Raw genomic sequence first — 23,422 nt, 5'->3', positions numbered from 1 at the left:
GCAGGCACGTCACCACAGGTAAGGACTTGGTCATGGAGCTCGGCCTCATCGGTCTCGGCAAGATGGGCGGCAACATGCGCGAGCGGATCCGCCGCGCCGGCCACACCGTCATCGGCTACGACCGCAACCCGGACATCTCCGACGTCGAGAGCCTCCAGGAGCTCGTCTCCAAGCTGCAGGGCCCGCGGGTGATCTGGGTGATGGTCCCGGCCGGCGCCGCCACCCAGGCGACCGTCGACGAACTCGCCGAGCTGCTCTCCCCCGGCGACGTGGTGGTCGACGGCGGCAACTCCCGCTGGACCGACGACATCAAGCACGCCGAGGCGCTGGCCGCCAAGGGCATCGGCTTCGTCGACTGCGGCGTCTCCGGCGGCGTCTGGGGCCTGGAGAACGGCTACGCCCTGATGTACGGCGGCGACGCCGAGCACGTGGCCCGCGTCCAGCCGGTGTTCGACTCGCTCAAGCCCGAGGGCGACTTCGGCTCGGTGCACGCGGGTGCCGTGGGCGCCGGCCACTTCGCCAAGATGGTCCACAACGGCATCGAGTACGCGATGATGCAGGCGTTCGCCGAGGGCTGGGAGCTGCTGGAGGCCGCCCCCGAGGTCACCGACGTGCGCGAGGTCTTCCGCAGCTGGCAGGAGGGCACCGTCATCCGCTCCTGGCTGCTGGACCTGGCCGTCCGCGCGCTGGACGACGACGAGCACCTGGCGAAGCTGCGCGGCTGGGCCGCCGACTCCGGTGAGGGCCGCTGGACCGTCGAGGCCGCGATCGACCACGCGGTGCCGCTGCCGGCGATCACCGCCTCGCTGTTCGCCCGCTTCGCCTCCCGCCAGGACGACTCGCCGCAGATGAAGATGATCGCCGCGCTGCGCAACCAGTTCGGCGGCCACGCGGTCGAGTCCAAGTAACCCGCACCCCCCAGAAGGCGAGCGCAGTCCACAGCCATGCACGTCGCGCACCTGTCGCTCGCCGACTTCCGGTCGTACGCCCGGGTCGAGGTTCCCCTCGACCCGGGCGTGACGGCCTTCGTCGGGCCCAACGGCCAGGGCAAGACCAACCTGGTCGAGGCGATCGGCTACGTCGCCACGCTGGGCAGCCACCGGGTCGCCACCGACGCCCCGCTGATCCGGCTGGGCGCCGAGCGGGCGGTGGTCCGCACCTCGGTGGTGGACCGCGGCCGCACCACCCTGGTCGAGCTGGAGCTGACCCCGGGCAAGGCCAACCGGGCCCGGATCAACCGCTCCGACAACGTCCGCCCGCGCGACGTTCTGGGCCTGCTGCGGACCGTCCTGTTCGCCCCCGAGGACCTCAGCCTGGTCAAGGGCGACCCGGGTGAGCGCCGCCGTTTCCTGGACGAGCTGCTGACCGCCCGGGCCCCCCGGCTGGCAGGGGTCCGGCAGGACTACGAGCGGGTCCTCAAACAGCGCAACGCCCTGCTGAAGACCGCCGCGATGGCCCGCCGGGCCGGTGGCGGCAAGGGCGCCGACCTCTCCACCCTGGAGGTCTGGGACGGCCATCTGGCAAGGGCAGGAGCCGAGTTGACGGCGTTCCGGATCCAGCTGGTGGCTTCCCTCCAGCCGTTGGTGGCGGCCGCGTACGGGCAGCTGGCCCCGGGCGGCGGCGACACCGTCCTGGAGTACCGCAGCTCCTTCGAGGGCGGGCTGCCGACCAGCCGCGAGCAGGCCGAGGAGCAGCTGCTGAACGCGCTGCAGGCGGTCCGCAAGCAGGAGGTGGACCGCGGCATCACCCTGGTCGGCCCGCACCGCGACGAGCTGGTGCTCAGCCTCGGCCCGCTGCCCGCCAAGGGCTACGCGAGCCACGGCGAGTCCTGGTCGTTCGCGCTGGCGCTGCGGCTGGCCTCGTACGAGCTGCTGCGCGCCGACGGCGGCGAGCCGGTGCTGATCCTGGACGACGTGTTCGCCGAGCTGGACGCGGCCCGCCGGGACCGGCTGGCCGAACTGGTGGCCGGCGGCGAGCAGGTGCTGGTCACCGCGGCGGTCGCCGAGGACGTGCCGAAGGCGCTGGCCGGCGCCCGGTTCGCGGTCGCCGACGGCGCCGTCCGCCGGATCGACGCCTGACTCCCCCCGCACCTTCGCAATCGCCGTCCGGGCACTCCCGTAGGCTGGACGGCTCACCGGCGCGCGTCCGCGACCGTTGTCCACAGGCTGGGGAAAGGAGATCGCCGTGAGCGAGCCGGCGGAGCACTCCCCCCGGCCGGGCGACCCGGCGCCGACCGGCGCCGACCTCGCCCGCTCCGCGCTGCGGGCGGCCCGGGCCCAGGCGCGGCAGCGCGGCGAGCAGGTCCGGGAGAAGCGCGAGGCGAAGCGGCACGGCCTGCGCAGCGGAGCCCGGTCGGACGGCCGCGACCCGGTCCCGCTGGGGGCGGCGCTGAACCGGCTGCTGACCGAACGGGGCTGGGAGTCCTCGGCCGCGGTCGGCGGGGTGATGGGCCGTTGGCCCCAGATCGTCGGCCCGGACATCGCCGCGCACTGCCACCCCTCCTCCTACGACGACACCGCCGCGGTGCTCACCGTGCAGTGCGACTCCACCGCGTGGGCCACCCAACTGCGGTGGCTGGCAAGACAGTTGGTAGCCCGTCTGAACCACGAGCTGGGCCACGGCACGGTCCGCACCATCAAGGTGCTCGGCCCGGCGGCGCCCGCCCGCGGCTACGGCCGGCTGCGCGCCCCGGGGAGCAAGGGGCCGGGCGACACCTGGGGCTGACCGGGTTGCCGGCCCGTCGCCGGGGGCGCGGAGCGGACCGCGATCTTCCGGAATCCCTGACAGCCCTTCCAGGCGCTCTGGGCCCCCGGGGCGAGTATCGGGACATGTCCAGAGGGGATTCAGGGCGGCATATCTGCCTTCAAGGGCTGCCAAACGCCCATCTCTGTCAGTCGTACCGGTAGACTGAGAGCCAAACACTGTTGCTAGTGGCAACCGAGTCGAAACGCCGTGGTCGCACGCCCGCCCACACGGGGCGGGAATGCGGCCCGTGCTGTGCCAGAGAGGGCGCTTCGTGGCCGATTCCGGCAACCCCAGCCAGATCCCAGACCAGACCGACCAGGCTTCCTACACCGGTAGCAACATCCAGGTGCTGGAAGGCCTCGACGCCGTCCGCAAGCGCCCCGGCATGTACATCGGCTCCACCGGCGAGCGCGGCCTGCACCACCTGGTGCAGGAAGTGGTGGACAACTCCGTCGACGAGGCGATGGCGGGGTACGCCGACACCATCGACGTCACGATCATGGCCGACGGCGCCATCCGCTGCGTCGACAACGGCCGCGGCATCCCGGTGGACATCGTCCCCGGCCAGGAGAAGCCGGCCGTCGAGGTCGTGCTCACCGTCCTGCACGCCGGCGGCAAGTTCGGCGGCGGCGGCTACGCCGTCTCCGGCGGTCTGCACGGTGTCGGCGTCTCGGTCGTGAACGCGCTGTCCACCCGCCTGTCGGTGGAGATCCACCGCGACGGCTCGCGCTTCACCCAGGACTACAAGGCCGGTGCGCCGACCGCTCCGCTGGCCACGCACGAGGGCTCCGAGCAGACCGGCACGACCGTCACCTTCTGGGCCGACCCGGAGATCTTCGAGACCACGGTCTACTCCTTCGAGACGCTGTCCCGGCGCTTCCAGGAGATGGCCTTCCTCAACAAGGGCCTCTCCATCTCGCTCACCGACGAGCGCCCCGAGCACGTGGACGAGGAGGGCAAGCCGCTCACCGTCACGTACAAGTACGACGGCGGCATCGCCGACTTCGTCGCCCACCTCAACTCCCGCAAGGGCGAGGTGATCCACCCCTCGGTGATCGACTTCGAGGCGGAGGACAAGGACAGGGCGATCTCGGTGGAGATCGCGATGCAGTGGAACTCCTCCTACACCGAGGGGGTCTACAGCTTCGCCAACACCATCCACACGCACGGCGGCGGTACCCACGAGGAGGGCTTCCGCGCGGCGCTGACCGGCCTGGTCAACCGCTACGCGCGGGACAAGAAGCTGCTCCGGGAGAAGGACGACAACCTCTCCGGCGAGGACATCCGCGAGGGTCTGACCGCGATCATCTCGGTCAAGCTCGGCGAGCCGCAGTTCGAGGGCCAGACCAAGGACAAGCTCGGCAACACCGAGGCGAAGACCTTCGTCCAGAAGGTCGTCCACGAGCACCTCAACGACTGGTTGGACCGCAACCCCAACGAGGCCTCGGACATCATCCGCAAGTCCATCCAGGCCGCCACCGCGCGCGTCGCCGCCCGCAAGGCCCGCGACCTCACCCGCCGCAAGGGCCTGCTGGAGTCCGCCTCGCTGCCGGGCAAGCTCTCCGACTGCCAGTCCAAGGACCCGGCCGAGTGCGAGATCTTCATCGTCGAGGGTGACTCCGCCGGCGGCTCGGCCAAGCAGGGCCGCGACCCGCGCACCCAGGCCATCCTGCCGATCCGCGGCAAGATCCTGAACGTCGAGAAGGCCCGGATCGACAAGGTGCTGCAGAACACCGAGGTCCAGGCGCTGATCTCGGCCTTCGGCTGCGGCATCCAGGAGGACTACGACGAGTCCAAGCTCCGCTATCACAAGATCGTCCTGATGGCGGACGCCGACGTCGACGGTCAGCACATCCGCACCCTGCTGCTCACCCTGCTGTTCCGCTTCATGCGGCCGCTGGTCGAGTCCGGGTACGTCTACCTCGCCATGCCGCCGCTGTACAAGATCAAGTGGGGCAAGGACGACTTCGAGTACGCCTACTCCGACCGCGAGCGCGACGCGCTGATCGCGGCCGGGGTCGAGGCCGGGCGCCGGCTCCCCAAGGACGACGCGATCCAGCGCTTCAAGGGTCTCGGCGAGATGAACGCCGAGGAGCTCCGGGTCACCACCATGGACGCCGAGCACCGGCTGCTCCTCCAGGTCACCCTGGAGGACGCCGCCCGCGCCGACGAGCTGTTCTCCGTGCTGATGGGCGAGGACGTCGAGGCACGCCGCTCCTTCATCCAGCGCAACGCCAAGGACGTCCGCTTCCTGGACGTGTGACGCCGCCCGACCGGCAGCGAAGCACGTACCAGTCCGCGTGAAAGGAAACTGACCACCAGTGGTCGACGACAACCGTCCCGAAGGCGAACAGCCCGAGACCTCCACAGCCGCCGAGGCCACCGCCCAGGTGACCATGCGGATCGAGCCGGTCGAGCTCGAGACCGAGATGCAGCGCTCGTACCTCGACTACGCGATGAGCGTGATCGTCAGCCGGGCGCTCCCCGAGGTCCGCGACGGGCTCAAGCCGGTGCACCGGCGCGTGCTCTACGCGATGTACGACGGCGGGTACCGCCCCGAGAAGGGCTACTACAAGTGCGCCCGCGTCGTCGGCGACGTCATGGGCAACTACCACCCGCACGGCGACACCTCCATCTACGACACCGTCGTCCGCCTGGCCCAGCCGTGGTCGCTGAGGATGCCGCTGGTGGACGGCAACGGCAACTTCGGCTCCCCGGGCAACGACCCGGCCGCGGCCATGCGCTACACCGAGTGCAAGATGATGCCGCTCGCCATGGAGATGATGCGCGACATCGACGAGGGCACCGTCGACTTCGCGGCCAACTACGACGGCCGCTCGCAGGAGCCGACCGTCCTGCCGGCACGCATCCCCAACCTGCTGGTCAACGGTGCCACCGGCATCGCGGTCGGCATGGCCACCAACATCCCGCCGCACAACCTGCGCGAGGTCGCCTCCGGCGCGCTCTGGGCGCTGGAGCACCCGGACGCCTCCAACGAGGAGCTGCTCGAAGCCCTGATCGAGCGGATCAAGGGCCCCGACTTCCCCACCGGCGCGCTGATCGTCGGCCACCGCGGGATCGACGACGCCTACCGCACCGGCCGCGGCTCGATCACCATGCGCGCCGTGGTCGAGGTCGAGGAGATCCAGGGCCGCCAGTGCCTGGTGATCACCGAGCTGCCGTACCAGGTCAACCCGGACAACCTCGCGCTGAAGATCGCCGACCTGGTCAAGGACGGCAGGGTCGCCGGCATCGCCGACGTCCGCGACGAGTCCTCCTCCCGCACCGGCACCCGCCTGGTGGTCGTGCTCAAGCGCGACGCCGTCGCCAAGGTCGTGCTGAACAACCTCTACAAGCACACCGAGCTGCAGACCAACTTCGGCGCCAACATGCTGGCCCTGGTCGACGGCGTGCCGCGCACGCTGTCGCTGGACGCCTTCATCCGGCACTGGGTCAACCACCAGGTCGAGGTCATCGTCCGGCGCACCACCTTCCGGCTGCGCAAGGCCGAGGAGCGCGCCCACATCCTGCGCGCCCTGCTGCGCGCCCTGGACATGATCGACGAGGTCATCGCGCTGATCCGGGCCTCGGCGAGCGCCGACGCGGCCCGCACCGGCCTGATGGGGCTGCTCTCCATCGACGAGCTCCAGGCCAACGCCATCCTGGAGATGCAGCTGCGCCGCCTGGCCGCCCTGGAGCGCCAGCGGATCATGGACGAGCACGACGAGCTGCAGCGCAAGATCGACGAGTACAACGCGATCCTGGCCTCGCCGACCCGCCAGCGGGAGATCATCTCCGAGGAGCTCACCGCGATCGTCGAGAAGTACGGCGACGAGCGGCGCTCCACCCTCATCCCGTCCGACGGCGACCTCTCGATCGAGGACCTCATCGCCGAGGAGGACATCGTCGTCACGATCACCCGTGGCGGCTACGTCAAGCGGACCCGCTCCGACCTCTACCGCTCGCAGAAGCGCGGCGGCAAGGGCGTGCGCGGAGCGCAGCTCAAGCAGGACGACATCGTCGACCACTTCTTCGTGACGACGACGCACAACTGGATCCTGTTCTTCACCAACAAGGGCCGGGTCTACCGCGCCAAGGGCTACGAGCTCCCGGACGCCGGGCGCGACGCCCGCGGCCAGCACGTGGCCAACCTGCTGGCCTTCCAGCCGGAGGAGCACATCGCCCAGGTGATGGCCGTGCGCACCTACGAGGACAAGCCCTACCTGGTCCTCGCCACCCGGGCCGGCCTGGTGAAGAAGTCCGCGCTGAAGGACTACGACTCCCCGCGCTCCGGCGGCCTGATCGCGATCAACCTGCGCCAGGACGAGGAGGGCCAGGACGACGAGCTGATCGGCGCCGAACTGGTCTCCGCCGAGGACGACCTGCTGCTGGTCTCCAAGAAGGCCCAGTCGATCCGCTTCACCGCGACCGACGACGCGCTGCGGCCCACCGGCCGCGCCACCTCCGGCGTCAAGGGCATGGCCTTCCGCGAGGACGACGAAATGCTCTCGATGAACGTCGTCCGCCCGGGAACGTACGTGTTCACCGCCACCGACGGCGGGTACGCCAAGCGCACGGCCGTGGACGAGTACCGTGTCCAGGGGCGTGGCGGCTACGGCACCAAGGCGGCGAAGATCGTCGAGGGCCGGGGCTCGCTGGTCGGCGCGCTCGTGGTCGACGACACCGACGAGATCATGGCGATCACCCTGTCGGGTGGGGTGATCCGCACAAGGGTTTCCGAAGTTCGTGAAACCGGACGTGACACCATGGGCGTCCAACTGATCAACCTCGGTAAGCGCGACGCGGTCGTGGGCATGGCCCGCAACGCGGAAGCCGAGGACGAGGAGACGGTGGAGGACGAGGTCGCGGACACCGCTTCCACCGAAACGGCTGAGGGTGCGGAGACGACGGCCGGCGGCGACGCCGAGGTCTGAACCGAACCACGGGCCGGTGCCGTCGCGTCCTGATAGAGGGGCGTGGCGGCACCGGCCGCCCACCAGTTCCGGGCAATCCCGCCGGGCGCTGGATGACGAGTGACGAAGCAGGGCGGTGCCGCCGTCCTGGTGGGAAGTGCGGGAGGACCAGGTGAGTGGAGCCACGGGTGCTGCGGGAGGACCCTCCGGCGGCCGTCCGGGCGCGCAGGGCGGGGGTGGGTACGGCGCGCCGCAGCCGCCGGCCGAGCACTCGGCCGCGTCCACCTCGCTGATGCCACCGGTCGGCGGAGCGGGACAGGGCGGCGCGACCTACGGCGGACAGACGCCCCCGCCGCCGGGGGCCCCGGCGCCGGGCGCGAGCGGATTCTCGCAGCCGACCACCTATGCCAAGGGGCAGCCGACCCCGGCCCGGGGGACCCGGACCAGCGGCAACACCCCGCCCGGCGGCACGCCCGTCCCGGGCGCGGCGCGCCGGCCGGCCCCGGCCGCCCCACCGGCGGCCGCCGGTGTCGGCCTCGGCCGGACCCGCAAGGCCCGGCTGCGGGTGACCAAGGTCGACCCGTGGTCGGTGATGAAGGTCAGCTTCCTGCTGTCGCTGGCCGTCGGGATCATCATCATCGTGGCCGCGGCGGTGCTGTGGATGACGCTGGACTCGCTCGGCGTCTTCGACTCGCTGACCAAGACCCTCAAGGACGTCACCGGCTCGGACAGCGCCGGCGGCCTCAACCTGATGGACTACGTGGGCTTCGGCAAGGTGATGACCTTCACCTCGCTGATCGCCGTGGTCGACGTCGTCCTGCTGACGGCGCTGTCCACGCTCTCGGCGTTCATCTACAACGCGGCGGCCGGCTTCACCGGCGGCGTCGAGCTGACCCTGGCCGAGGAGGACTGACCCCGGCCGGATCCTGACCCCTGGTCAGTTCGCCGTCCACGGACGGAATGGACGGGCCCCGCAGGCTGTTGCAGCCTGCGGGGCCCGTCGGCATTTCGGGTGACAGCCGGCCGCCCGCGGCGTGCCGCCCGGGAGCGGGCCGGCCGCGGTGGGATTAGCTGGGTGGCGCCCGGTCCACGCCTGGGAGTGCCGCAGGCCGCCCCCGGTCCGCCCGACCGGGTCAGGGGACGTTCCGCAGGACGGCTGGACGGAGGCGCGCGGTGGCGAAGCTCGCAGGTCAACTGGTCGAGGCCCTGGACGGGCTGTTGGGGGTTCCGGTACCGCTGCGGGTCCAGGCCTGGGACGGCAGCGTCGCCGGGCCGCCGGGAGCCCCCACGGTCGTCCTGCGCAACCGGCGGGCCCTGCGCCGCCTGCTCTGGCAGCCGGGCGAGCTGGGCCTGGCCCGGGCGTACGTCGCGGGGGACCTGGAGATCGCCCCCGGCACCGACCTCTACGAGGTGCTCTCGGCCGTCGCCCGGTTCGTCGAGCGGCCGGAGATCCGCCGCCTCGACCTCGGCCCGCGGGACGTGCTCGGCGCCGGCGGGCGCCGCGTCCTCGCGGCCGCGCTGCGGGCCGGGGCGCTCGGCCCCGAGCCCACGCCGCCCCAGGAGGAGGTCCGCAGGGCCCGCGGGCGGCTGCACAGCCGCAGCCGGGACCGCGCGGCCATCAGCCACCACTACGACGTCGGAAACGACTTCTACGGGCTCGTCCTGGGCTCCTCCATGGTCTACTCGTGCGCCTACTGGACCCCGGAGGCCAAGAGCCTGGAGGCCGCCCAGGAGGCCAAGCTCGACCTGATCTGCCGCAAGCTCGGCCTCCGGCCCGGGATGCGCCTGCTGGACGTCGGCTGCGGCTGGGGCTCGCTGCTGCTGCACGCGGCCGAGCACTACGGCGTCACCGCGGTCGGCGTCTCCATCTCGCGGGAGCAGGTCGCGCTGGCCCGCCGGCGGGTCGAGGAGGCCGGCCTGGCCGGGCGGGTGGAGGTCCGGCTCCAGGACTACCGGGAGATCGTCGACGGCCCGTTCGACGCGATCTCCAGCGTCGGGATGGCCGAGCACGTCGGCTCCGAGCAGTACCGGGTCTACGCCGAGGGCCTGCACCGGCTGCTGGTGCCCGGCGGCCGGCTGCTCAACCACCAGATCGCCCGCCGCCCCGACCGCCCCGGTGAGCCGCACCGCACCAGCCCCTTCATCGACCGCTACGTCTTCCCCGACGGCGAGCTCTCCCCCGTCGGTTCCACCGTGGCCCGGCTGGAGGAGGCCGGCTTCGAGGTCCGGGACGTCGAGTCGCTGCGCGAGCACTACGGGCTGACCCTGCGCGAATGGGTGGCCAACCTGGAGGCGCACTGGAGCGAGGCGGTCCGGCTGGTCGGCCGCGGCCGGGCCCGGGTCTGGCGGCTGTACATGGCCGCCAGCGCGCTCGCCTTCGAGGAGAACCGGATCGGGATCAACCAGATCCTCGCCGTCCGCAGCACCGAGCAGGGCTCGGCCGGCCTCCCGGCGACCCGCGAGGAATGGCTGCTGCGCCCGGCCGCCGGAGCGCCGCCGCTGGTCGGCGGGGTGCCCGCCGGGAACCCCGTCGGCCCGGATTTGGGAGATCGGCCATCGGTCCGCTAATCTTTCAGTGCGGCAAGGGCCTATAGCTCAGACGGTTAGAGCGCTTCCCTGATAAGGAAGAGGCCACAGGTTCAAGTCCTGTTAGGCCCACCACCGCGAAGGGCCCGGAGTGATTCACTCCGGGCCCTTCGGCGTTTCCCCCGCCGTTGCGGGAACCGCGCGTCCCGCCGGGCTGTTCTCCGGGGAGGGAACGTGTGGAGGGATGGTGACGACATGGCGGTCTTCTGGGCGATGAGCATTCCCGGACTGGTCTGCGCCCTGGTGGTGCTCGCGGTGGTCGACCAGCTCGCGCTGCGGGCGCGCCGGTCACGCTGGGTGCCGTGGCGGGGGACCGGCCGGGAGGGGCAGATCTCGGCCACCGGCTTCGAGCAGCTGCACGCGCAGTTCGCCGCCGGCAAGCAGCACGAGCTGGACGAACGCGGCACGACCCTGATGCTGCGCGACGAGGAGGGCGAGGGGGCGCCGCCCCGGACGAAGGTCGACCTGGCGGGCGGGAAGGCCGTGGTGGTGACGCCGTCGAATCGCCCGTCCGACCGCCCGTCCGACCGCCCGTCCAGCGCCCCGCCGGGCACGCCGTAGGGCCCGGCCGGGGAGGGTCGGCCGTACGGCAGGAGGTGCGGCGTCAATCCTCGGCCCGGACCGCCGGGTTGGCCGCAGCGGTGGCTGGTCACGATTGGGACACTGGTGTGTATCATCGGCCGCAAGGGCAGTCTGGCACCCGGCAGCCCGTTCGCGATCGAAACACATCTGGACTCGTCGGCCCGGTCAGTCCGGCCGGAGCACCGGCTCTTGAGTCCGCCAACGCAAGAAGGACGAGGTCCCGCGGTGAAGAAGCTTCTCCTGGTCGCCCTGGTCGCCCTCGGCGGCTTCTTTGTCTACCGTCAGGTCCAGGCGGACCGCGCCGAGCAGGACCTGTGGACCGAGGCCACCGACCCGGTTCCGGCCGGTCGCTGAGCCCGGACGATCCGACGATCAACGATCTTCGGAGGCGCTTCACCGCGCCTCCAGGGCCGGCCGGCCCGGTCACCCGACCGGATCGGCCGGATCCCAGGCACCGCCCGGACGCCGCCTCGGCGGCAGGTCCGGTCGGCCCGGGGGGAGGGCGCCGGGAACGGCGCCGGAACCCGGTACGCTAGTGCCCGTCGGCACCCGCGGTGCCGTCGAGGGGCATTAGCTCAGTTGGTAGAGCGCTGCCTTTGCAAGGCAGATGTCAGGAGTTCGAATCTCCTATGCTCCACAGCTCATCGCAGTCGTGACGCCGATCGGCCGCTGACCTGAATCCCGGTCAGCGGCCGATCGGCGTTTCCGCGTCCTCAGGGCGTGTCCGACACGCCCTGAGGCCGGGCGACGGGTCAGTGCGGCCCGCGCGGGTCGTGCGGCCTGGGGTGGTCGCCGTCGCCGTCGCCGTCGTTGTCGGGCCGGCCGGGCGGCGGAGCGGGCTCGGTGGCCGCGTCCCCGGCCCGGGGCCCGGCGGGAGCGGCCGGGGCGCTCTGCGGGGCGCCGGCCGCGTCGACCGGCCCGGGGGCCGTCGCGCCGGCGGCGTGCGCCCCGGCGGGTTGCTCGGCCCGGTCGGTCGGGGGTTCGACCAGCCACTCCGGGTTGCTGTGCCGGCGCCACCACTGCCAGGCCACGATCCCGCCGCCGATCGCCAGCGCACCGGCCACGGCGAGGCCGGTGGCCAGGCCGTTGCACCGCTTCCTCCGGGCGTTGCGGGCGGCGAGGTGGCTGATCTCGGCCGAGGTGACGTTGCCGTGCAGCGCGGTCAGCGCGGCCGCGCCCCGGGTCTGGGCCTCCTGGGCGACCGGGGTGACGGCGGCGCGGGCCTCCTCGACGGCCTGGGCGACCCTGGGACCGACCGTGGAGCGGGCCTGGTCGGCGGCGCGGGCGGCGGAGAGCCGGGCCGCCAGAGCGGCCTCCTGGGCGCGGTGGAAGGCCTTCAGGGCGTTCTGCTGGGCTTCGGGCGGCAGACTGGCGAAGGCGTGACCGAACTGCGGGGCGATGTGCCGGTCGTACTGGACGCGGAGGCTCTGGGCGGCCTGGGCGGCTTTCGGCCCGAAGGTGTCCAGGGCCGGGCCGAGGCGCTGCTTGGCGCCGTCCGCGAGGTGCGCGGCGGTGTCCCGGGTCTTGGTGGCCGTCTCACGAGCCGAGTCCGAAAAGGTCACGAGTCTCTCCTCCTGGGTGGCGTCCTTTATGCACATATCCACCTGAATGCTGATCATGCATGCTGATTTGTCCACCGGCATGTCGGAGTGGGCCGTACGCGGGGTGCGGAAGGAGCCGGGGAGCGGGCCCGATGTCGGATCCGCCGCAGTAGGCTGGCGATTTCGGCGTCCCGTACGGGAGGGGAAGAACCTCATGCTGACCGGCTGCTACCGGCACCCGCAGACGGCCACCGGCGTCTCCTGCACCCGCTGCGAGCGGGCGATCTGCCCGCAGTGCATGGTGGCCGCCTCGGTGGGCTTCCAGTGCCCGGAGTGCGTCGGCGGCGGGCACGCCGGGACACGGCGGGCGACCACCCGGTTCGGCGGGGCGATCGCCCAGGACGGCGGGCTGGTCACCAGGGTGCTGATCGGCATCAACGTGGTCGTCTTCGTGCTGGCCGCCTACGTGCTCACACCGCGGCTGGGCCAGGTCTGGGAGCTGTACAGCGCCGGGCGGGCCGTCCTGGGCGGTCCGGACGGCGTCGCCGACGGCCCCGCCCAGTGGTACCGGCTGCTGACCTCGGTGTTCCTGCACCTGCAGTGGTGGCACATCGGGATGAACATGCTGGTCCTGTACTGGCTGGGCCCCACGCTGGAGGAGGCGCTCGGCCGGCTGCGCTTCCTGGCCCTCTACCTGCTCTCCGGCCTGGGGGGCAGCACCCTGGCCTTCCTGATCGACGGCAACTCGCTGCGGTCGGTCGGGGCCTCGGGCGCGATCTTCGGGCTGATCGGTGCCACGGTGGTGATGCAACTGCGGAACCGGGGCCCGCTCGCCCCGGTGATGGCGTTCCTGGTCTTCAACCTGGTCGTCACCTTCTCGCGCACGGACATCGACTGGCGGGCGCACATCGGCGGCCTGGTGGTGGGCGCGCTGACGGCGGCCGGTCTGATGTACGCCCCGCGCGAGCGCCGCGGCCTGGTCCAGGGGCTGGCGCTGACGGGGTCGCTGGCCGTGGTGGCGGCGATGCTGATGATCGGGATGGCCCGCTACGGCGCGTAACGCCGCGGGTGTTTGTCCACAGCGGGTGCGGGGTTGTGCACAGGCTGTGTGCCGCCCGGGGTGTGGACTGCTGTTCTACGCGTGTCCTGCTGTGCGGTTTTCCCATTCGCGGGAAGTTGTGCACAGCTGTGGAAAGCCCGCGGTCGAAAAGTTATCCACAGGCTGGGGGGACTTTTCCCCAGTGTGGATAACCATGTGGATAAGCAGGAGAGTCTGATGATGGGGATAACCGACCGGTTTCCCGCCCGTGTCCGGGCATGCCTGACCGCCGCCCGGCACCAGCGGTCCGAAACGGCGGAGGTGGCTCGACCGGAGCCTCAGGAGGAGCGGGAGGTCACTTCCACTGGGTGGAGACGCCGAACCCCGCGGCGATGAAGCCGAAACCGACCAGGATGTTCCAGTTCCGCCAGCTCTCGACCGGGTAGCTGCCGCTGGTCACGTAATAGGTGACGATCCAGACCAGGCCGATCAGGAACAGTGCCAGCATCAGCGGTGCGACCCAACTGCGGCCCGAACTGATCTTCACCGCGGCCGTGGTCGGCGGGGTGTAGTCGGACTTCTTGCGGAGTCGAGACTTCGGCACGAGGAGCTCTCCTGTCGATGCGCTGTGAGACCGCGCAGAGGTGCAGCGGGGGTCGGTCGGCCGGTGACGGGCGGTGCGGAACGCACGGGACCGTTCCCGCACGCGCCACCGGCGTCCGTTAGCGTAGTGGCTCGGTGGGTCTTAAGGAGATAAGGGTACGGTGCCTAATTTGTCGATTCCCCCTCGGCCGACCAGTACCCGCCGCTCCGGCACCCGAATTGTCGGGCGTGCCCTGACCTGTGCGGTCTTCGCGCTCGCCGGACTGCTCTTCTACATCAGCGCGCAGACCGCCCGCGGCACCGACCTGCGGACGGACAACTCGCTGCTCAGCCTCGGCGACGTGATACGCCAGCGCAGCTCGCAGAACCAGCAGGCCCAGGCCCAGCTGGCCGACCTCCAGGCCCGCGCGCAGGAGCTCACCGGGCAGCAGGGCGGGAACCCCGCCGACGCCGCCCGGCTGGACGGCCTGCGGCTCGGCGCGGCCCTGGAGCCGCTGCAGGGCGGCGGCCTGACCGTCACCCTCAACGACGCCCCGCCGAACGCCACCGCCCGCATCCCGGGCGTCCCCGAGCCCGGCGTCAACGACCTGGTCATCCACCAGCAGGACATCCAGGCCGTGGTCAACGCGCTGTGGCGGGGCGGCGCCGAGGGCGTGCAGGTGATGGACCAGCGGCTGATCTCCACCAGCGCCGTCCGCTGCGTCGGCAACACCCTGCTGCTCCAGGGCCGGGTCTACTCGCCGCCGTACGTGGTCCGGGCGGTCGGCCGCACCGATGCGCTGAAGGCCGCTGTCGACGGCGACCAGACGATCCGCAACTACCTCCAGTACGTCCAGGCGTACGGGCTCGGCTGGAAGGTCCAGGAGAGCGGTGATCTGACCCTCCCCGGATACTCCGGCACCACCGAGCTGCGGTCGGCGGGCGGGCAGCAGTAGCGGACCGGCCCCGCGGTCGTTGATCCCGGGTCTACTCTTGACCCCAGTCCGCTACGTCGAGGGAGCACCATGTACGGCTGGATCTGGCGTCACCTCCCGGGAAACACCCTGGTCCGCGCCGTCATCTCGCTGCTCCTCATCGTGGGGATCGTCTATCTCCTCTTCACCTACGTCTTCCCGTGGGCGGAACCGTTGCTCCCCTTCGGTGACGTCACAGTGGACGGCGGCGAAGGCGCCGCGGCCGGCTGAACCGGCGGCCCTGCTCCTCCACCCTGCCGACCCCGCCCCGCATCCCACGGAGACCACGCGAGAATGACCACCCAGCCGACCGCGCCCCGCATCCTGGTCGTGGACAACTACGACAGCTTCGTCTTCAACCTGGTCCAGTACCTGTACCAGCTCGGTGCCACCTGCGAGGTGGTGCGCAACGACGAGGTGACCGTCGAGCACGCCGTCCGCCGGTCCGGCGGCGAGGACGACCAGGGTTTCGACGGGGTGCTGCTCTCCCCCGGGCCCGGGGCGCCGGAGGAGGCCGGGGTCTGCATCGGGATGGTGCACCACTGCGCGGGGATCGGGCTGCCGGTGTTCGGCGTCTGCCTGGGCCTGCAGTCGATCGCGGTCGCGTACGGCGCGGTGGTCGACCGGGCACCGGAACTGCTGCACGGCAAGACCTCGCCGGTCGAGCACGAGGACGGCGGGGTGTTCGAGGGACTGCCCTCGCCGCTGACCGCCACCCGGTACCACTCGCTGGCGGTCGAGCCGGCCACCGTGCCGGACGAACTGGTGGTCACCGCGCGCACCGACAGCGGCGTGATCATGGGCCTGCGGCACCGCGAACTGCCCGTCGAGGGCGTGCAGTTCCACCCCGAGTCGGTGCTCACCGAGGGCGGGCACCGGATGCTCGCCAACTGGCTGGCGGAGTGCGGCTACCCGCAGGCCGTGGACCGGTCGGCCGGGCTCGCCCCGGTGATCGGCCGGGGCTGAGCGGCGTGACCGCGCTGCGTCCGGAGGGGCGTTACCAGCCGGAGGCGGGCCCGGGCGACGGACGGCCGTACGGCGGCGCGCAGTACGGCGGCGGCCCGTACGGGGACGGCCGGTACGGCGACGGGCAGCACCACGGTGACGCGGCGGCGTACCAGCAGCCGTACCCGGCTCAGCCCGGACAGGGCGCCGCAGAGGACGCCTGGGGCGTGTACGAGCAGGCCGAGCAGCCCGCCGCGTCCGGCCCCGAGTACCCCTGGCTGCCCGACCAGACGCTCCAGCTGCGCCTGCCCCTCGACATCGGCGGGCCGGCCGCGGAGCCGGCCCCGCCCACCGGCGGCCGGGCCGAGCGCCGCAGGGCCGCCCAGGGCCGGACCTCCGTGCGCGCGGGCGTCGGTCGGCGCCGGGCGAACGGCCGGGGCGCCGGGGCGAAGGCGCGGCCCAAGGAGTCCGCGGTCGTGGTGGCCGCGCGGCTCGTCGGGGAGCTGTGCATCACGCTCGGCGTGGTGATGCTGCTCTTCGTCTCGTACCAGCTCTGGTGGACCAACGTGCAGGCCGACGCGGCCGCCGACGGCGCCCGCAACCGGCTGGAGCAGCAGTTCGACGCCGCCCTGGCGCCGCCGAAGCCCGGGCAGCCGGCTCCGGACCCGGCCAAGCCGGAGTCGTTCGAGCCCGGCAAGGGCTTCGCCATCATCTACCTGCCCAAGCTGGGGCTGAAGTTCCCGATCGCCGAGGGCACCTCCAAGCCGGCGGTGCTCGACAAGGGCCTGGTCGGCCACTACACCGGCACCGGGATGCCGGCCGACAAGGCGGGCAACTTCGCGCTGGCCGCGCACCGCAACACCCACGGCGAGCCGTTCCGGTACATCAACCAGCTCGGCAAGGGCGACAAGATCGTGGTGGAGACCGCCACCTCGTACTACACGTACGAGGTCACCAGCAGCATCCCGGAGACCTCTCCCAACAACGTGAGCGTGATCAAGCCCGTCCCCAACGGCGCCGGTTACGCGGGCGCCGGCCGGTACATCACGCTGACCACCTGCACCCCGGAGTTCACCTCCAAGTTCCGCCTCATCGTCTTTGGCAAGATGACCGAGGAACGGCCGCGCAGCCAGGGCAAGCCGGCCGCGATCACGGGCGGGTGACCGCCCGGGCACCCGGCACGAAGGGGGAGCACCGGAGATGACGGACGAGACCGCGCAGTCGGCCGAACCGCGGGAGGAGGCCTTCCCGCCGCCCGAGGCCGGCCCCGCGCCCGCCCGGCGCGGCCGCAGTCGGGCGCTGGCCGCGCTCGGCGTCTTCGGCGAGCTGCTGATCACCCTGGGACTGGTGCTCGGCCTGTTCGTGGCCTACTCGCTGTGGTGGACCAACGTCGAGGCCGACCGCTCGGCGGCCGCGGCCTCCGACCGGCTGCGCGACACCTGGGCCGCGAGCCCGACCGGCACCCCCTCGGCCGCCCCCGGCGGGACGTCCGCCCCCGCCGCGCCGTTCGCGGCCGGGGACGCGGTCGGCTTCCTGCACGTCCCGGCGATGGGCCGGGACTACCAGGTGCTGATCCGGATGGGCACCGACAGCGACACCCTGGCCGAGGGCGTGGCGGGGGTGTACGAGCAGCCCTACCGCGCCGCGATGCCCTGGGACCAGGCCGGCAACTTCGCGCTGGCCGCCCACCGGGACGGCCACGGCGCCAAGTTCCACGACCTGGACGCGGTGCACAAGGGCGCCGCGGTCGTCGTCGAGACCAAGGACAAGTGGTACGTCTACCGGGTCGACAGCACCCTGCCGGAGACGTCCAAGTACGACACCGGCATCGTCGCGCCCGTCCCGGTCGGCTCCGGCTACACCGGCCCCGGCCGGTACATCACGCTGACCACCTGCACGCCGGTGTACACCTCGCGCTACCGGATGGCGGTCTGGGGGAGCCTGGTGCGGGTGGACGACGTGGACGCCAAGCGCACCCCGCCGCCGGAGCTGCGTCAGCCCTGAGCCCGTCGGCCGCTGCTGAGGTCCGGCTGCTGCGGCCTGGAACCCGCGGCCCGGTCGCCGTAGCCCGGCACCGAGAACGCCAGGCACCGAGAACGCCAGGCACCGAGAACGCCCGAGGGCCCGTCGCAACCGCTGCGACGGGCCCTCGGGCGTACGGCCGGACAACTCCCACCAAGCCTCAGATCCAGGGGAACCAGGGCTTAGTTGTTGTTCCCCCCTTTGGTGTTGGAGGGTGAGGGGGAGAGGGGGTCACCCCCTTTGGGTGGATCGGCCGGCTTCGTGATGAGCATCACCTGGGTGTTCGGGTCCAGCTGGGTTCCGGCGGCCGGGTTGGTGCTCACGACGATGGCGTTCGGGTCCGACGGACCGGACACCACCGTGTAGAGCAGCCCGACCTTGCTCAGCTGCGAGATGGCGTCCGACAGCTTGACGTTCTGCAGCGGCGGGACCTGGGGCTTGTCCTGCATCTTGAAGATCGTCAGCGTGATCTTCGTGTTGGCCGGGACCTTGGTGTTGGGCTGGACCGACTGCGCGGCGACGGTGTTCGCCTTGCTCTGGTCGGTGGTCTGCACCGTCTTCGAGGCGTCGACCTGGAAGCCCAGGCCCTCCAGCTGGGCCTGCGCCACCTCCTTCTGCGCGCCGCCCACGTTCGGCACGGTCACCTTCGACTTGCCCTGCGAGACGGTCAGCTTGACCGGCGCGGTCGGGTCGCCGGCGGTGCCCGCCGCCGGGTCCTGGGCGGTGACGTTCTCCTGCGGAGCGGTGTCGTCGTCCTTGTACTCGGTGGTGACGTTGGTGAAGCCGGCGTCGCCGAGCGCCTTGGTCGCCTGGTCCTTGGTCTTGCCGACCACGTTCGGCAGGGGGGCCTTGGCCGGGCCGGAGGAGAGCTGCACCGTGATGGTGCTGTTCTCCGCGACCTGGCCGCCGACGGCCGGGTTCTGGGTGCAGACCTGGTCCTTCTTGACGTTGGCGTCCGGGCAGGCGAGCTTGTCGCCCTCGGCCACCACGAGCTTGGGACCGGCCGCGGCCGCGGCCGTCTTGGCGTCCGCGAGGCTCTTGCCGACCAGGTTCGGCACGGCGACCTTCGGGGTCTCCGTGGTGCCGCCGCCGTTGCCGTTGAACATGGCCTGGGCCACGAAGAAGGTGCCGACCAGGACCAGCACGGCGGCGACCGCCAGCACGATCCAGGAGGTGTTGCTCTTCTTCGGCGGCTGCTCGCCGCGCCGACCGCCGTCCCGGCCGTAGCCGTCGTCGTGGCCGCCGCCCGCCGGGCCGTCGGCGTAGGCCTGGCCGTAGCCGTCGTCCTGGTAGCCGCCCTGCGGGCCGTAGCCGGGCTGCGCGCCGGCCTGCGGCAGGACGGTGGTCGGGCCGCCGCCGGGCTGCTGCGGCAGCACGTTGGTCTGGCCGTACGGGTCGTGCTGCTGCGGGTAGCCGTTCTGGTCGTAGCCGTACCCGGCGCCCATGCCGTACGCGGCGGCCTGCTGGGCGGCGGCCACCGGCAGGCCGTCGAGGAAGCGCTCGATGTCGTCGCGCATCTCGTCGGCGCTCTGGTAGCGGTAGTCGCGCTCCTTGGCGAGCGCCTTCAGCACGATCGCGTCGATCTCGGGGCGGACCTCGGGATCGAAGACGGACGGCGGCTGCGCCTCCTCCCGGACGTGCTGGTAGGCCACCGCGACCGGGGAGTCGCCGACGAACGGCGGGCGGACGGTCAGCAGTTCGTAGAGCAGGCAGCCGGTGGAGTAGAGGTCGGAGCGGGCGTCGACCTGCTCGCCCTTGGCCTGCTCGGGGGAGAGGTACTGGGCGGTGCCGATGACGGCCGAGGTCTGGGTCATGGTCATCCCGGCGTCGCCCATCGCGCGGGCGATGCCGAAGTCCATGACCTTGACGTTGCCCTGCCGGGTCAGCATCACGTTGGCCGGCTTGATGTCGCGGTGCACGATGCCGGCGCGGTGCGAGTACTCCAGCGCTTGCAGGATGCCGATGGTCATCTCCAGCGCGCGCTCGGGCAGCAGCCGTCGGCCGGAGTGCAGCAGCTCGCGCAGGGTGGACCCCTCGACGTACTCCATCACGATGTACGGGATGGAGATGTTGTCGATGTAGTCCTCGCCGGTGTCGTACACGGCGACGATCGCGGGGTGGTTCAGGGACGCCGCGGACTGCGCCTCGCGGCGGAAGCGGGCCTGGAACGACGGATCCCGGGCCATGTCGGCCCGGAGCGTCTTCACTGCGACGGAACGGCCGAGCCGGGTGTCATGGGCGAGGTACACCTCGGCCATGCCGCCGCGTCCGAGGACGCCGCCGAGCTCGTACCTGCCGCCTAGGCGACGAGGCTCTTCCATAGTTCCGACCCTCTCCCTCACCTGCCGGCGAGGTTGTGACGTAGGTGTCCCCGCACGCTCTGGGTGACGCCGAGCGGGTCTCGACCGGTTCTCCGGCCGGGCCGTGCGCCGTCTCGCGGGCGGCAACGGGCACACCCGCTGCTGGCGGATACGCTACCGGTCGCACCGCATCGGACCGGAGTCGGCCGTCGGCCGATATCAGACCGGTATCCGGACGGGGGTGTCGATCGTGACTTTCCACTCACGGTCGGGCCTCCTCCTCACTTGCCGAGGACGGCCTGCATCACCGCCTTGGCGATCGGGGCGGCCAGCCGGCCTCCGCTGATGCCGTCGCGGTTGTTGGAGCCGTCCTCGACCACGACCGCGACCGCGACGGACTGGCCGTCGGTGGTCTTGGCCCACGAGGTGAACCAGGCGAACGGCAGCCCGGCGTTGTCCTCGCCGTGCTGCGCGGTACCGGTCTTGCCGCCGACCTGGAGGCCGGGGATCTTGGCGTTCTTGCCGGTGCCGTTCTCCACCACCGAGACCATCAGGTCCTGCATCTTCTGCGCGGTGGCCGGGCTCATCGGCTGGGAGAACTGCTTCTCGGTGTGCTTGGAGATGGTGGTCAGCGAGGCCGAGCGCTCCTGGTCGACCAGGTACGGCTGCATCAGGCTGCCGTTGTTGGCGATCGCGGCGGACACCATGGCCATCTGCAGCGGGGTGGCGCGGGTGTCGTGCTGGCCGATCGAGTCCTGCGCGGTGCCGTCCAGGCTCGCGCTGTTCGGGAAGATGCTCTTCTCGGAACGGACCGGGGTGTCGATGGTGCTGTTGAAGCCGAACTTCTCGGCCTGCGCCCGCATCTTGTCCTTGCCGAGGTCCGCGCCCATCTTGGCGTAGACCGTGTTGCAGGACTGGTCCATCCCCGACTTGACCGTGGCGTTCCCGCACTTCTCGAGCGGCGACTCGTTGTTCAGCACCGTCTGGGTGCCCGGCAGGGTGTACGGGTCCGGCGTCGCGGTCTGGTCGTCGATGTTCTGGTACAGGCCGTTCTCGAACGCGGCGGTAGCGGTCACCAGCTTGAACGTGGAGCCGGGCGGATAGGTCTCCTTCAGCGCCCGGTTGAGCATCGGCTTGTTGGGGTCGGCGTTGAGGTCCGTCCAGGCCTTGGAGTCGCCGCTCTCGCTGCCGGCGATGGTGCCCGGGTCGTAGGACGGGGTGGAGACCAGCGCCAGGATCGCGCCGGTCTTCGGGTCGATCGCGACGGCGGCGCCCTTCTTGTCCCCGAGGCCGTCCCAGGCGGCCTTCTGGGCCTTCGCGTTGATCGTGGTGACGACGTCGCCGCCGCGCTGCTGCTCGCCGGTCAGCATGTCCAGGGTGTTGCGGAAGAACAGCCGGTCGTCGGTGCCGGAGAGGATGCCGTCCTCCAGGTTCTCCAACTGGCTGGAGCCGAAGACCTGGGAGGAGTAGCCGGTGACCGGGGCGTACATCGGGCCGTCGACCCAGGAGCGCTTGTACTTGTAGCGCAGGCCGTTGACGAAGTCGGACTTCGTGACCGGCTGGCCGCCGACGATGATGTTGCCGCGCGGGTGCGCGTACCGGTCGTACTGCTGGCGCTTGTTGTTCTTGTTGGTGGCCCAGGCATCGGCCTGGACGCCCTGCACCCAGTTGGTGCGCACCATCAGGGCCAGGATCAGGACGAGGCAGAAGATCGAGACCCGGCGGATCGGCTTGTTCATCGAGCGGGTCCTCCCTGGCCCTCGGTGGCCGGGGTCGCTTCGACCCCGGGTCGGCGGGCGCTGTCGCTGATCTTCAGCAGGATCGCGACCAGCGCCCAGTTGGCGACCACGGACGACCCGCCCTGGGCGAGGAACGGCATGGTCATACCGGTGAGCGGGATCAGCCCGGTGACCCCGCCGGCCACGACGAAGACCTGCAGCGCCATCGCCGACGAGAGCCCGACGGCGAACAGCTTGCCGAACGGGTCGCGGGCCGCGAGGGCGGTGCGCAGGCCGCGCTGCACCAGCAGGGCGTACAGCAGGAAGATCGCCATCAGGCCGGTCAGCCCGAGCTCCTCGCCGAACGAGCCCAGGATGAAGTCGCTCTTCGCGGCGAAGTTGATCAGCCAGGAGCGGCCCTGGCCGAGGCCCGAGCCGGTCACCCCGCCGGAGCCGAGCGCCATCAGCGACTGGCCGATCTGCTCGGTGGCGCCCTTGGGCGGGTGTGCTCCGAAGGCGGCCATCGGGTCGAGCCAGGCGTCGATGCGGACCTTGACGTGGCTGGTGGTCATGGCGACCGCGACCGCGCCGCCGATCGACATCAGCAGGCCGAACAGGATCCAGCTGGTCCGCTCGGTGGCGACGTAGAGCATCACCACGAACAGGCCGAAGAACAGGAAGGACGTGCCGAGGTCGTTCTCGAAGACCAGGATCAGCAGGCTGAGCAGCCAGATCACGATGATCGGGCCGAGGTCGCGCCCGCGCGGCAGGTACAGGCCCATGAAGCGGCGGCTGGCCAGTGCGAGGGCGTCGCGCTTGACCATCAGGTAGCCGGCGAAGAACACCGTCAGGATGATCTTGGCGAACTCGCCGGGCTGGATGGAGAAGCCGCCCATCCGGATCCAGATCTTGGCGCCGAAGTCCTCCGCCCGGGCCGGGAAGAAGGCCGGCGCGGCGAGCAGGACCAGCGCCGCCACCATCGAGATGTAGGTGTAGCGCTGGAGCACCCGGTGATCCTTCAGGAACACCATCACGGCGATGAACAGCCCGATCCCGAGGGCCGACCACATCAGCTGGTTCCGGGCCGCCGGGAAGTTGGCGCTCAGCAGCTTTCCGGCCTTGTCGAGCCGCCAGATCATCACCACGCCGAGACCGTTCAGCAGGGTGGCGATCGGCAGCATCAGCGGGTCCGCGTACGGCGCGAAGCGGCGCACCAGCAGGTGCGCGACCAGCGCCAGCGCGCCCATGCCGAGTCCGTAGCCGACCATGCCGCTCGGCAGCGTGGAGTCCATCGCGAGCCCCACGTTGGCGTACGCGAGGATCGGCAGCACGACGGCGAAGGCCAGCAGGGCCAGCTCGGTGTTGCGCCGGTTCGGCGCGCCCTGGAGGGAGATGGTGGTGTTGGCCCGGCGCCGGGTGGCGGCGCGGTCGGTGGCCGTCCGGCGCCTGCCGGCCCGGCCGGTGTCGTCGCTCAG

Annotated in this window: 20 protein-coding genes and 2 tRNA genes; 17 read left to right on the top strand and 5 right to left on the bottom strand. The window is 71.4% G+C overall.

Going from position 1 to position 23,422, the window contains the following annotated elements:
• The first annotated feature begins 32 nt into the window (after nt 1-32).
• The 11 genes from gnd (at nt 33) to AB0O19_RS13390 (ending at nt 11,463) form a co-directional block, all read left to right on the top strand.
• Nucleotides 33-908 carry a phosphogluconate dehydrogenase (NAD(+)-dependent, decarboxylating) gene (gene gnd, locus AB0O19_RS13440; RefSeq protein ID WP_363368219.1) on the top strand — a complete coding sequence of 292 codons (876 nt, stop codon included), beginning with the start codon at nt 33-35 and terminating at the stop codon, nt 906-908.
• Nucleotides 909-944: 36 nt separating this feature from the next.
• Entirely contained in the window at nt 945-2,078 is a 1,134-nt protein-coding gene (gene recF / locus AB0O19_RS13435) for a DNA replication/repair protein RecF (RefSeq protein WP_363619399.1), read from the top strand.
• Between the two features lie 106 nt (nt 2,079-2,184).
• Entirely contained in the window at nt 2,185-2,724 is a 540-nt protein-coding gene (locus AB0O19_RS13430) for a DciA family protein (RefSeq protein ID WP_363579880.1), read from the top strand.
• A 268-nt stretch (nt 2,725-2,992) separates the two neighbouring features.
• On the top strand, nt 2,993-5,008 hold the full coding sequence (gyrB, locus tag AB0O19_RS13425) for a DNA topoisomerase (ATP-hydrolyzing) subunit B (protein WP_363579881.1): 2,016 nt from the start codon (nt 2,993-2,995) through the stop codon (nt 5,006-5,008).
• A 133-nt stretch (nt 5,009-5,141) separates the two neighbouring features.
• On the top strand, nt 5,142-7,679 hold the full coding sequence (gyrA, locus tag AB0O19_RS13420; RefSeq protein ID WP_363619519.1) for a DNA gyrase subunit A: 2,538 nt from the start codon (nt 5,142-5,144) through the stop codon (nt 7,677-7,679).
• Between the two features lie 151 nt (nt 7,680-7,830).
• Nucleotides 7,831-8,571: a DUF3566 domain-containing protein gene (locus AB0O19_RS13415; RefSeq protein WP_363619398.1), complete on the top strand. Its 741-nt coding sequence runs from the start codon at nt 7,831-7,833 to the stop codon at nt 8,569-8,571.
• A 260-nt stretch (nt 8,572-8,831) separates the two neighbouring features.
• Complete coding sequence (locus tag AB0O19_RS13410; protein WP_363619397.1) at nt 8,832-10,226, top strand: cyclopropane-fatty-acyl-phospholipid synthase family protein; 1,395 nt, start codon at nt 8,832-8,834, stop codon at nt 10,224-10,226.
• 16 nt (nt 10,227-10,242) lie between these two features.
• Nucleotides 10,243-10,319: transfer RNA gene (locus AB0O19_RS13405), tRNA-Ile, on the top strand.
• A gap of 120 nt (nt 10,320-10,439) precedes the next feature.
• Nucleotides 10,440-10,805: a DUF6191 domain-containing protein gene (locus AB0O19_RS13400; RefSeq protein ID WP_363619396.1), complete on the top strand. Its 366-nt coding sequence runs from the start codon at nt 10,440-10,442 to the stop codon at nt 10,803-10,805.
• Nucleotides 10,806-11,051: 246 nt separating this feature from the next.
• Nucleotides 11,052-11,180, top strand: coding sequence for a DLW-39 family protein (locus AB0O19_RS13395; RefSeq protein ID WP_014137031.1), 129 nt, complete (start codon nt 11,052-11,054; stop codon nt 11,178-11,180).
• A gap of 210 nt (nt 11,181-11,390) precedes the next feature.
• Nucleotides 11,391-11,463: transfer RNA gene (locus AB0O19_RS13390), tRNA-Ala, on the top strand.
• Between the two features lie 115 nt (nt 11,464-11,578).
• Here AB0O19_RS13390 and AB0O19_RS13385 read toward each other — a convergent pair.
• Nucleotides 11,579-12,388 (bottom strand): DUF5324 family protein, encoded by an 810-nt coding sequence (locus AB0O19_RS13385; protein WP_363619395.1) that lies wholly within the window; start codon nt 12,386-12,388, stop codon nt 11,579-11,581.
• A 193-nt stretch (nt 12,389-12,581) separates the two neighbouring features.
• Between AB0O19_RS13385 and AB0O19_RS13380 the strand changes: the two genes are divergently transcribed.
• Complete coding sequence (locus AB0O19_RS13380; protein WP_363619394.1) at nt 12,582-13,427, top strand: rhomboid family intramembrane serine protease; 846 nt, start codon at nt 12,582-12,584, stop codon at nt 13,425-13,427.
• A gap of 334 nt (nt 13,428-13,761) precedes the next feature.
• On the opposite strand, the gene crgA is transcribed toward AB0O19_RS13380, so the two are convergent.
• The gene (gene crgA / locus AB0O19_RS13375) at nt 13,762-14,010 is read right to left on the bottom strand and encodes a cell division protein CrgA (protein WP_350876761.1); all 249 of its coding nucleotides are present in this window, start codon (nt 14,008-14,010) and stop codon (nt 13,762-13,764) included.
• 175 nt (nt 14,011-14,185) lie between these two features.
• Between crgA and AB0O19_RS13370 the strand changes: the two genes are divergently transcribed.
• From AB0O19_RS13370 to AB0O19_RS13350, 5 genes are all read left to right on the top strand, one after another.
• Entirely contained in the window at nt 14,186-14,944 is a 759-nt protein-coding gene (locus tag AB0O19_RS13370; RefSeq protein WP_363619517.1) for a DUF881 domain-containing protein, read from the top strand.
• Nucleotides 14,945-15,013: 69 nt separating this feature from the next.
• On the top strand, nt 15,014-15,193 hold the full coding sequence (locus AB0O19_RS13365) for a hypothetical protein (RefSeq protein ID WP_363587974.1): 180 nt from the start codon (nt 15,014-15,016) through the stop codon (nt 15,191-15,193).
• Between the two features lie 63 nt (nt 15,194-15,256).
• Nucleotides 15,257-15,928 carry an aminodeoxychorismate/anthranilate synthase component II gene (locus tag AB0O19_RS13360; protein ID WP_063348449.1) on the top strand — a complete coding sequence of 224 codons (672 nt, stop codon included), beginning with the start codon at nt 15,257-15,259 and terminating at the stop codon, nt 15,926-15,928.
• Nucleotides 15,929-15,933: 5 nt separating this feature from the next.
• Entirely contained in the window at nt 15,934-17,070 is a 1,137-nt protein-coding gene (locus AB0O19_RS13355) for a class E sortase (protein ID WP_363619393.1), read from the top strand.
• A 37-nt stretch (nt 17,071-17,107) separates the two neighbouring features.
• Nucleotides 17,108-17,911, top strand: a complete 804-nt coding sequence (locus AB0O19_RS13350; protein WP_363587978.1) for a class E sortase — start codon at nt 17,108-17,110, stop codon at nt 17,909-17,911.
• Nucleotides 17,912-18,111: 200 nt separating this feature from the next.
• Here the strand turns inward: AB0O19_RS13350 and pknB are convergent, their stop codons facing one another.
• The 3 genes from pknB to AB0O19_RS13335 all read right to left on the bottom strand — a co-directional run bounded on the left by pknB (nt 18,112) and on the right by AB0O19_RS13335 (nt 23,341).
• Nucleotides 18,112-20,250: a Stk1 family PASTA domain-containing Ser/Thr kinase gene (gene pknB, locus AB0O19_RS13345; protein WP_363619392.1), complete on the bottom strand. Its 2,139-nt coding sequence runs from the start codon at nt 20,248-20,250 to the stop codon at nt 18,112-18,114.
• A gap of 260 nt (nt 20,251-20,510) precedes the next feature.
• On the bottom strand, nt 20,511-21,968 hold the full coding sequence (locus tag AB0O19_RS13340) for a penicillin-binding transpeptidase domain-containing protein (RefSeq protein ID WP_363619391.1): 1,458 nt from the start codon (nt 21,966-21,968) through the stop codon (nt 20,511-20,513).
• Nucleotides 21,965-23,341: an FtsW/RodA/SpoVE family cell cycle protein gene (locus AB0O19_RS13335; protein ID WP_363588014.1), complete on the bottom strand. Its 1,377-nt coding sequence runs from the start codon at nt 23,339-23,341 to the stop codon at nt 21,965-21,967. Before AB0O19_RS13335 ends, AB0O19_RS13340 begins: the two co-directional genes overlap by 4 nt.
• Between the last annotated feature and the right edge of the window lie 81 nt (nt 23,342-23,422).

Origin of the sequence: Kitasatospora sp. NPDC091276 (assembly GCF_040684355.1) — a bacterium.
GTDB lineage: Bacteria > Actinomycetota > Actinomycetes > Streptomycetales > Streptomycetaceae > Kitasatospora.
Note: the sequence above shows the minus strand (reverse complement) of the source record. Positions and strands in the feature narration are given on the sequence as shown.

Coding starts and splice junctions, on each gene's coding strand:
- gnd (WP_363368219.1), top strand. CDS start 33: ATGGAGCTCGGCCTCATCGGTCTCGGCAAGATGGGCGGCAACATGCGC.
- recF (WP_363619399.1), top strand. CDS start 945: ATGCACGTCGCGCACCTGTCGCTCGCCGACTTCCGGTCGTACGCCCGG.
- gyrA (WP_363619519.1), top strand. CDS start 5,142: ATGCGGATCGAGCCGGTCGAGCTCGAGACCGAGATGCAGCGCTCGTAC.
- AB0O19_RS13400 (WP_363619396.1), top strand. CDS start 10,440: ATGGCGGTCTTCTGGGCGATGAGCATTCCCGGACTGGTCTGCGCCCTG.
- AB0O19_RS13380 (WP_363619394.1), top strand. CDS start 12,582: ATGCTGACCGGCTGCTACCGGCACCCGCAGACGGCCACCGGCGTCTCC.
- AB0O19_RS13365 (WP_363587974.1), top strand. CDS start 15,014: ATGTACGGCTGGATCTGGCGTCACCTCCCGGGAAACACCCTGGTCCGC.
- AB0O19_RS13360 (WP_063348449.1), top strand. CDS start 15,257: ATGACCACCCAGCCGACCGCGCCCCGCATCCTGGTCGTGGACAACTAC.
- AB0O19_RS13350 (WP_363587978.1), top strand. CDS start 17,108: ATGACGGACGAGACCGCGCAGTCGGCCGAACCGCGGGAGGAGGCCTTC.
- pknB (WP_363619392.1), bottom strand. CDS start 20,250: ATGGAAGAGCCTCGTCGCCTAGGCGGCAGGTACGAGCTCGGCGGCGTC.
- AB0O19_RS13340 (WP_363619391.1), bottom strand. CDS start 21,968: ATGAACAAGCCGATCCGCCGGGTCTCGATCTTCTGCCTCGTCCTGATC.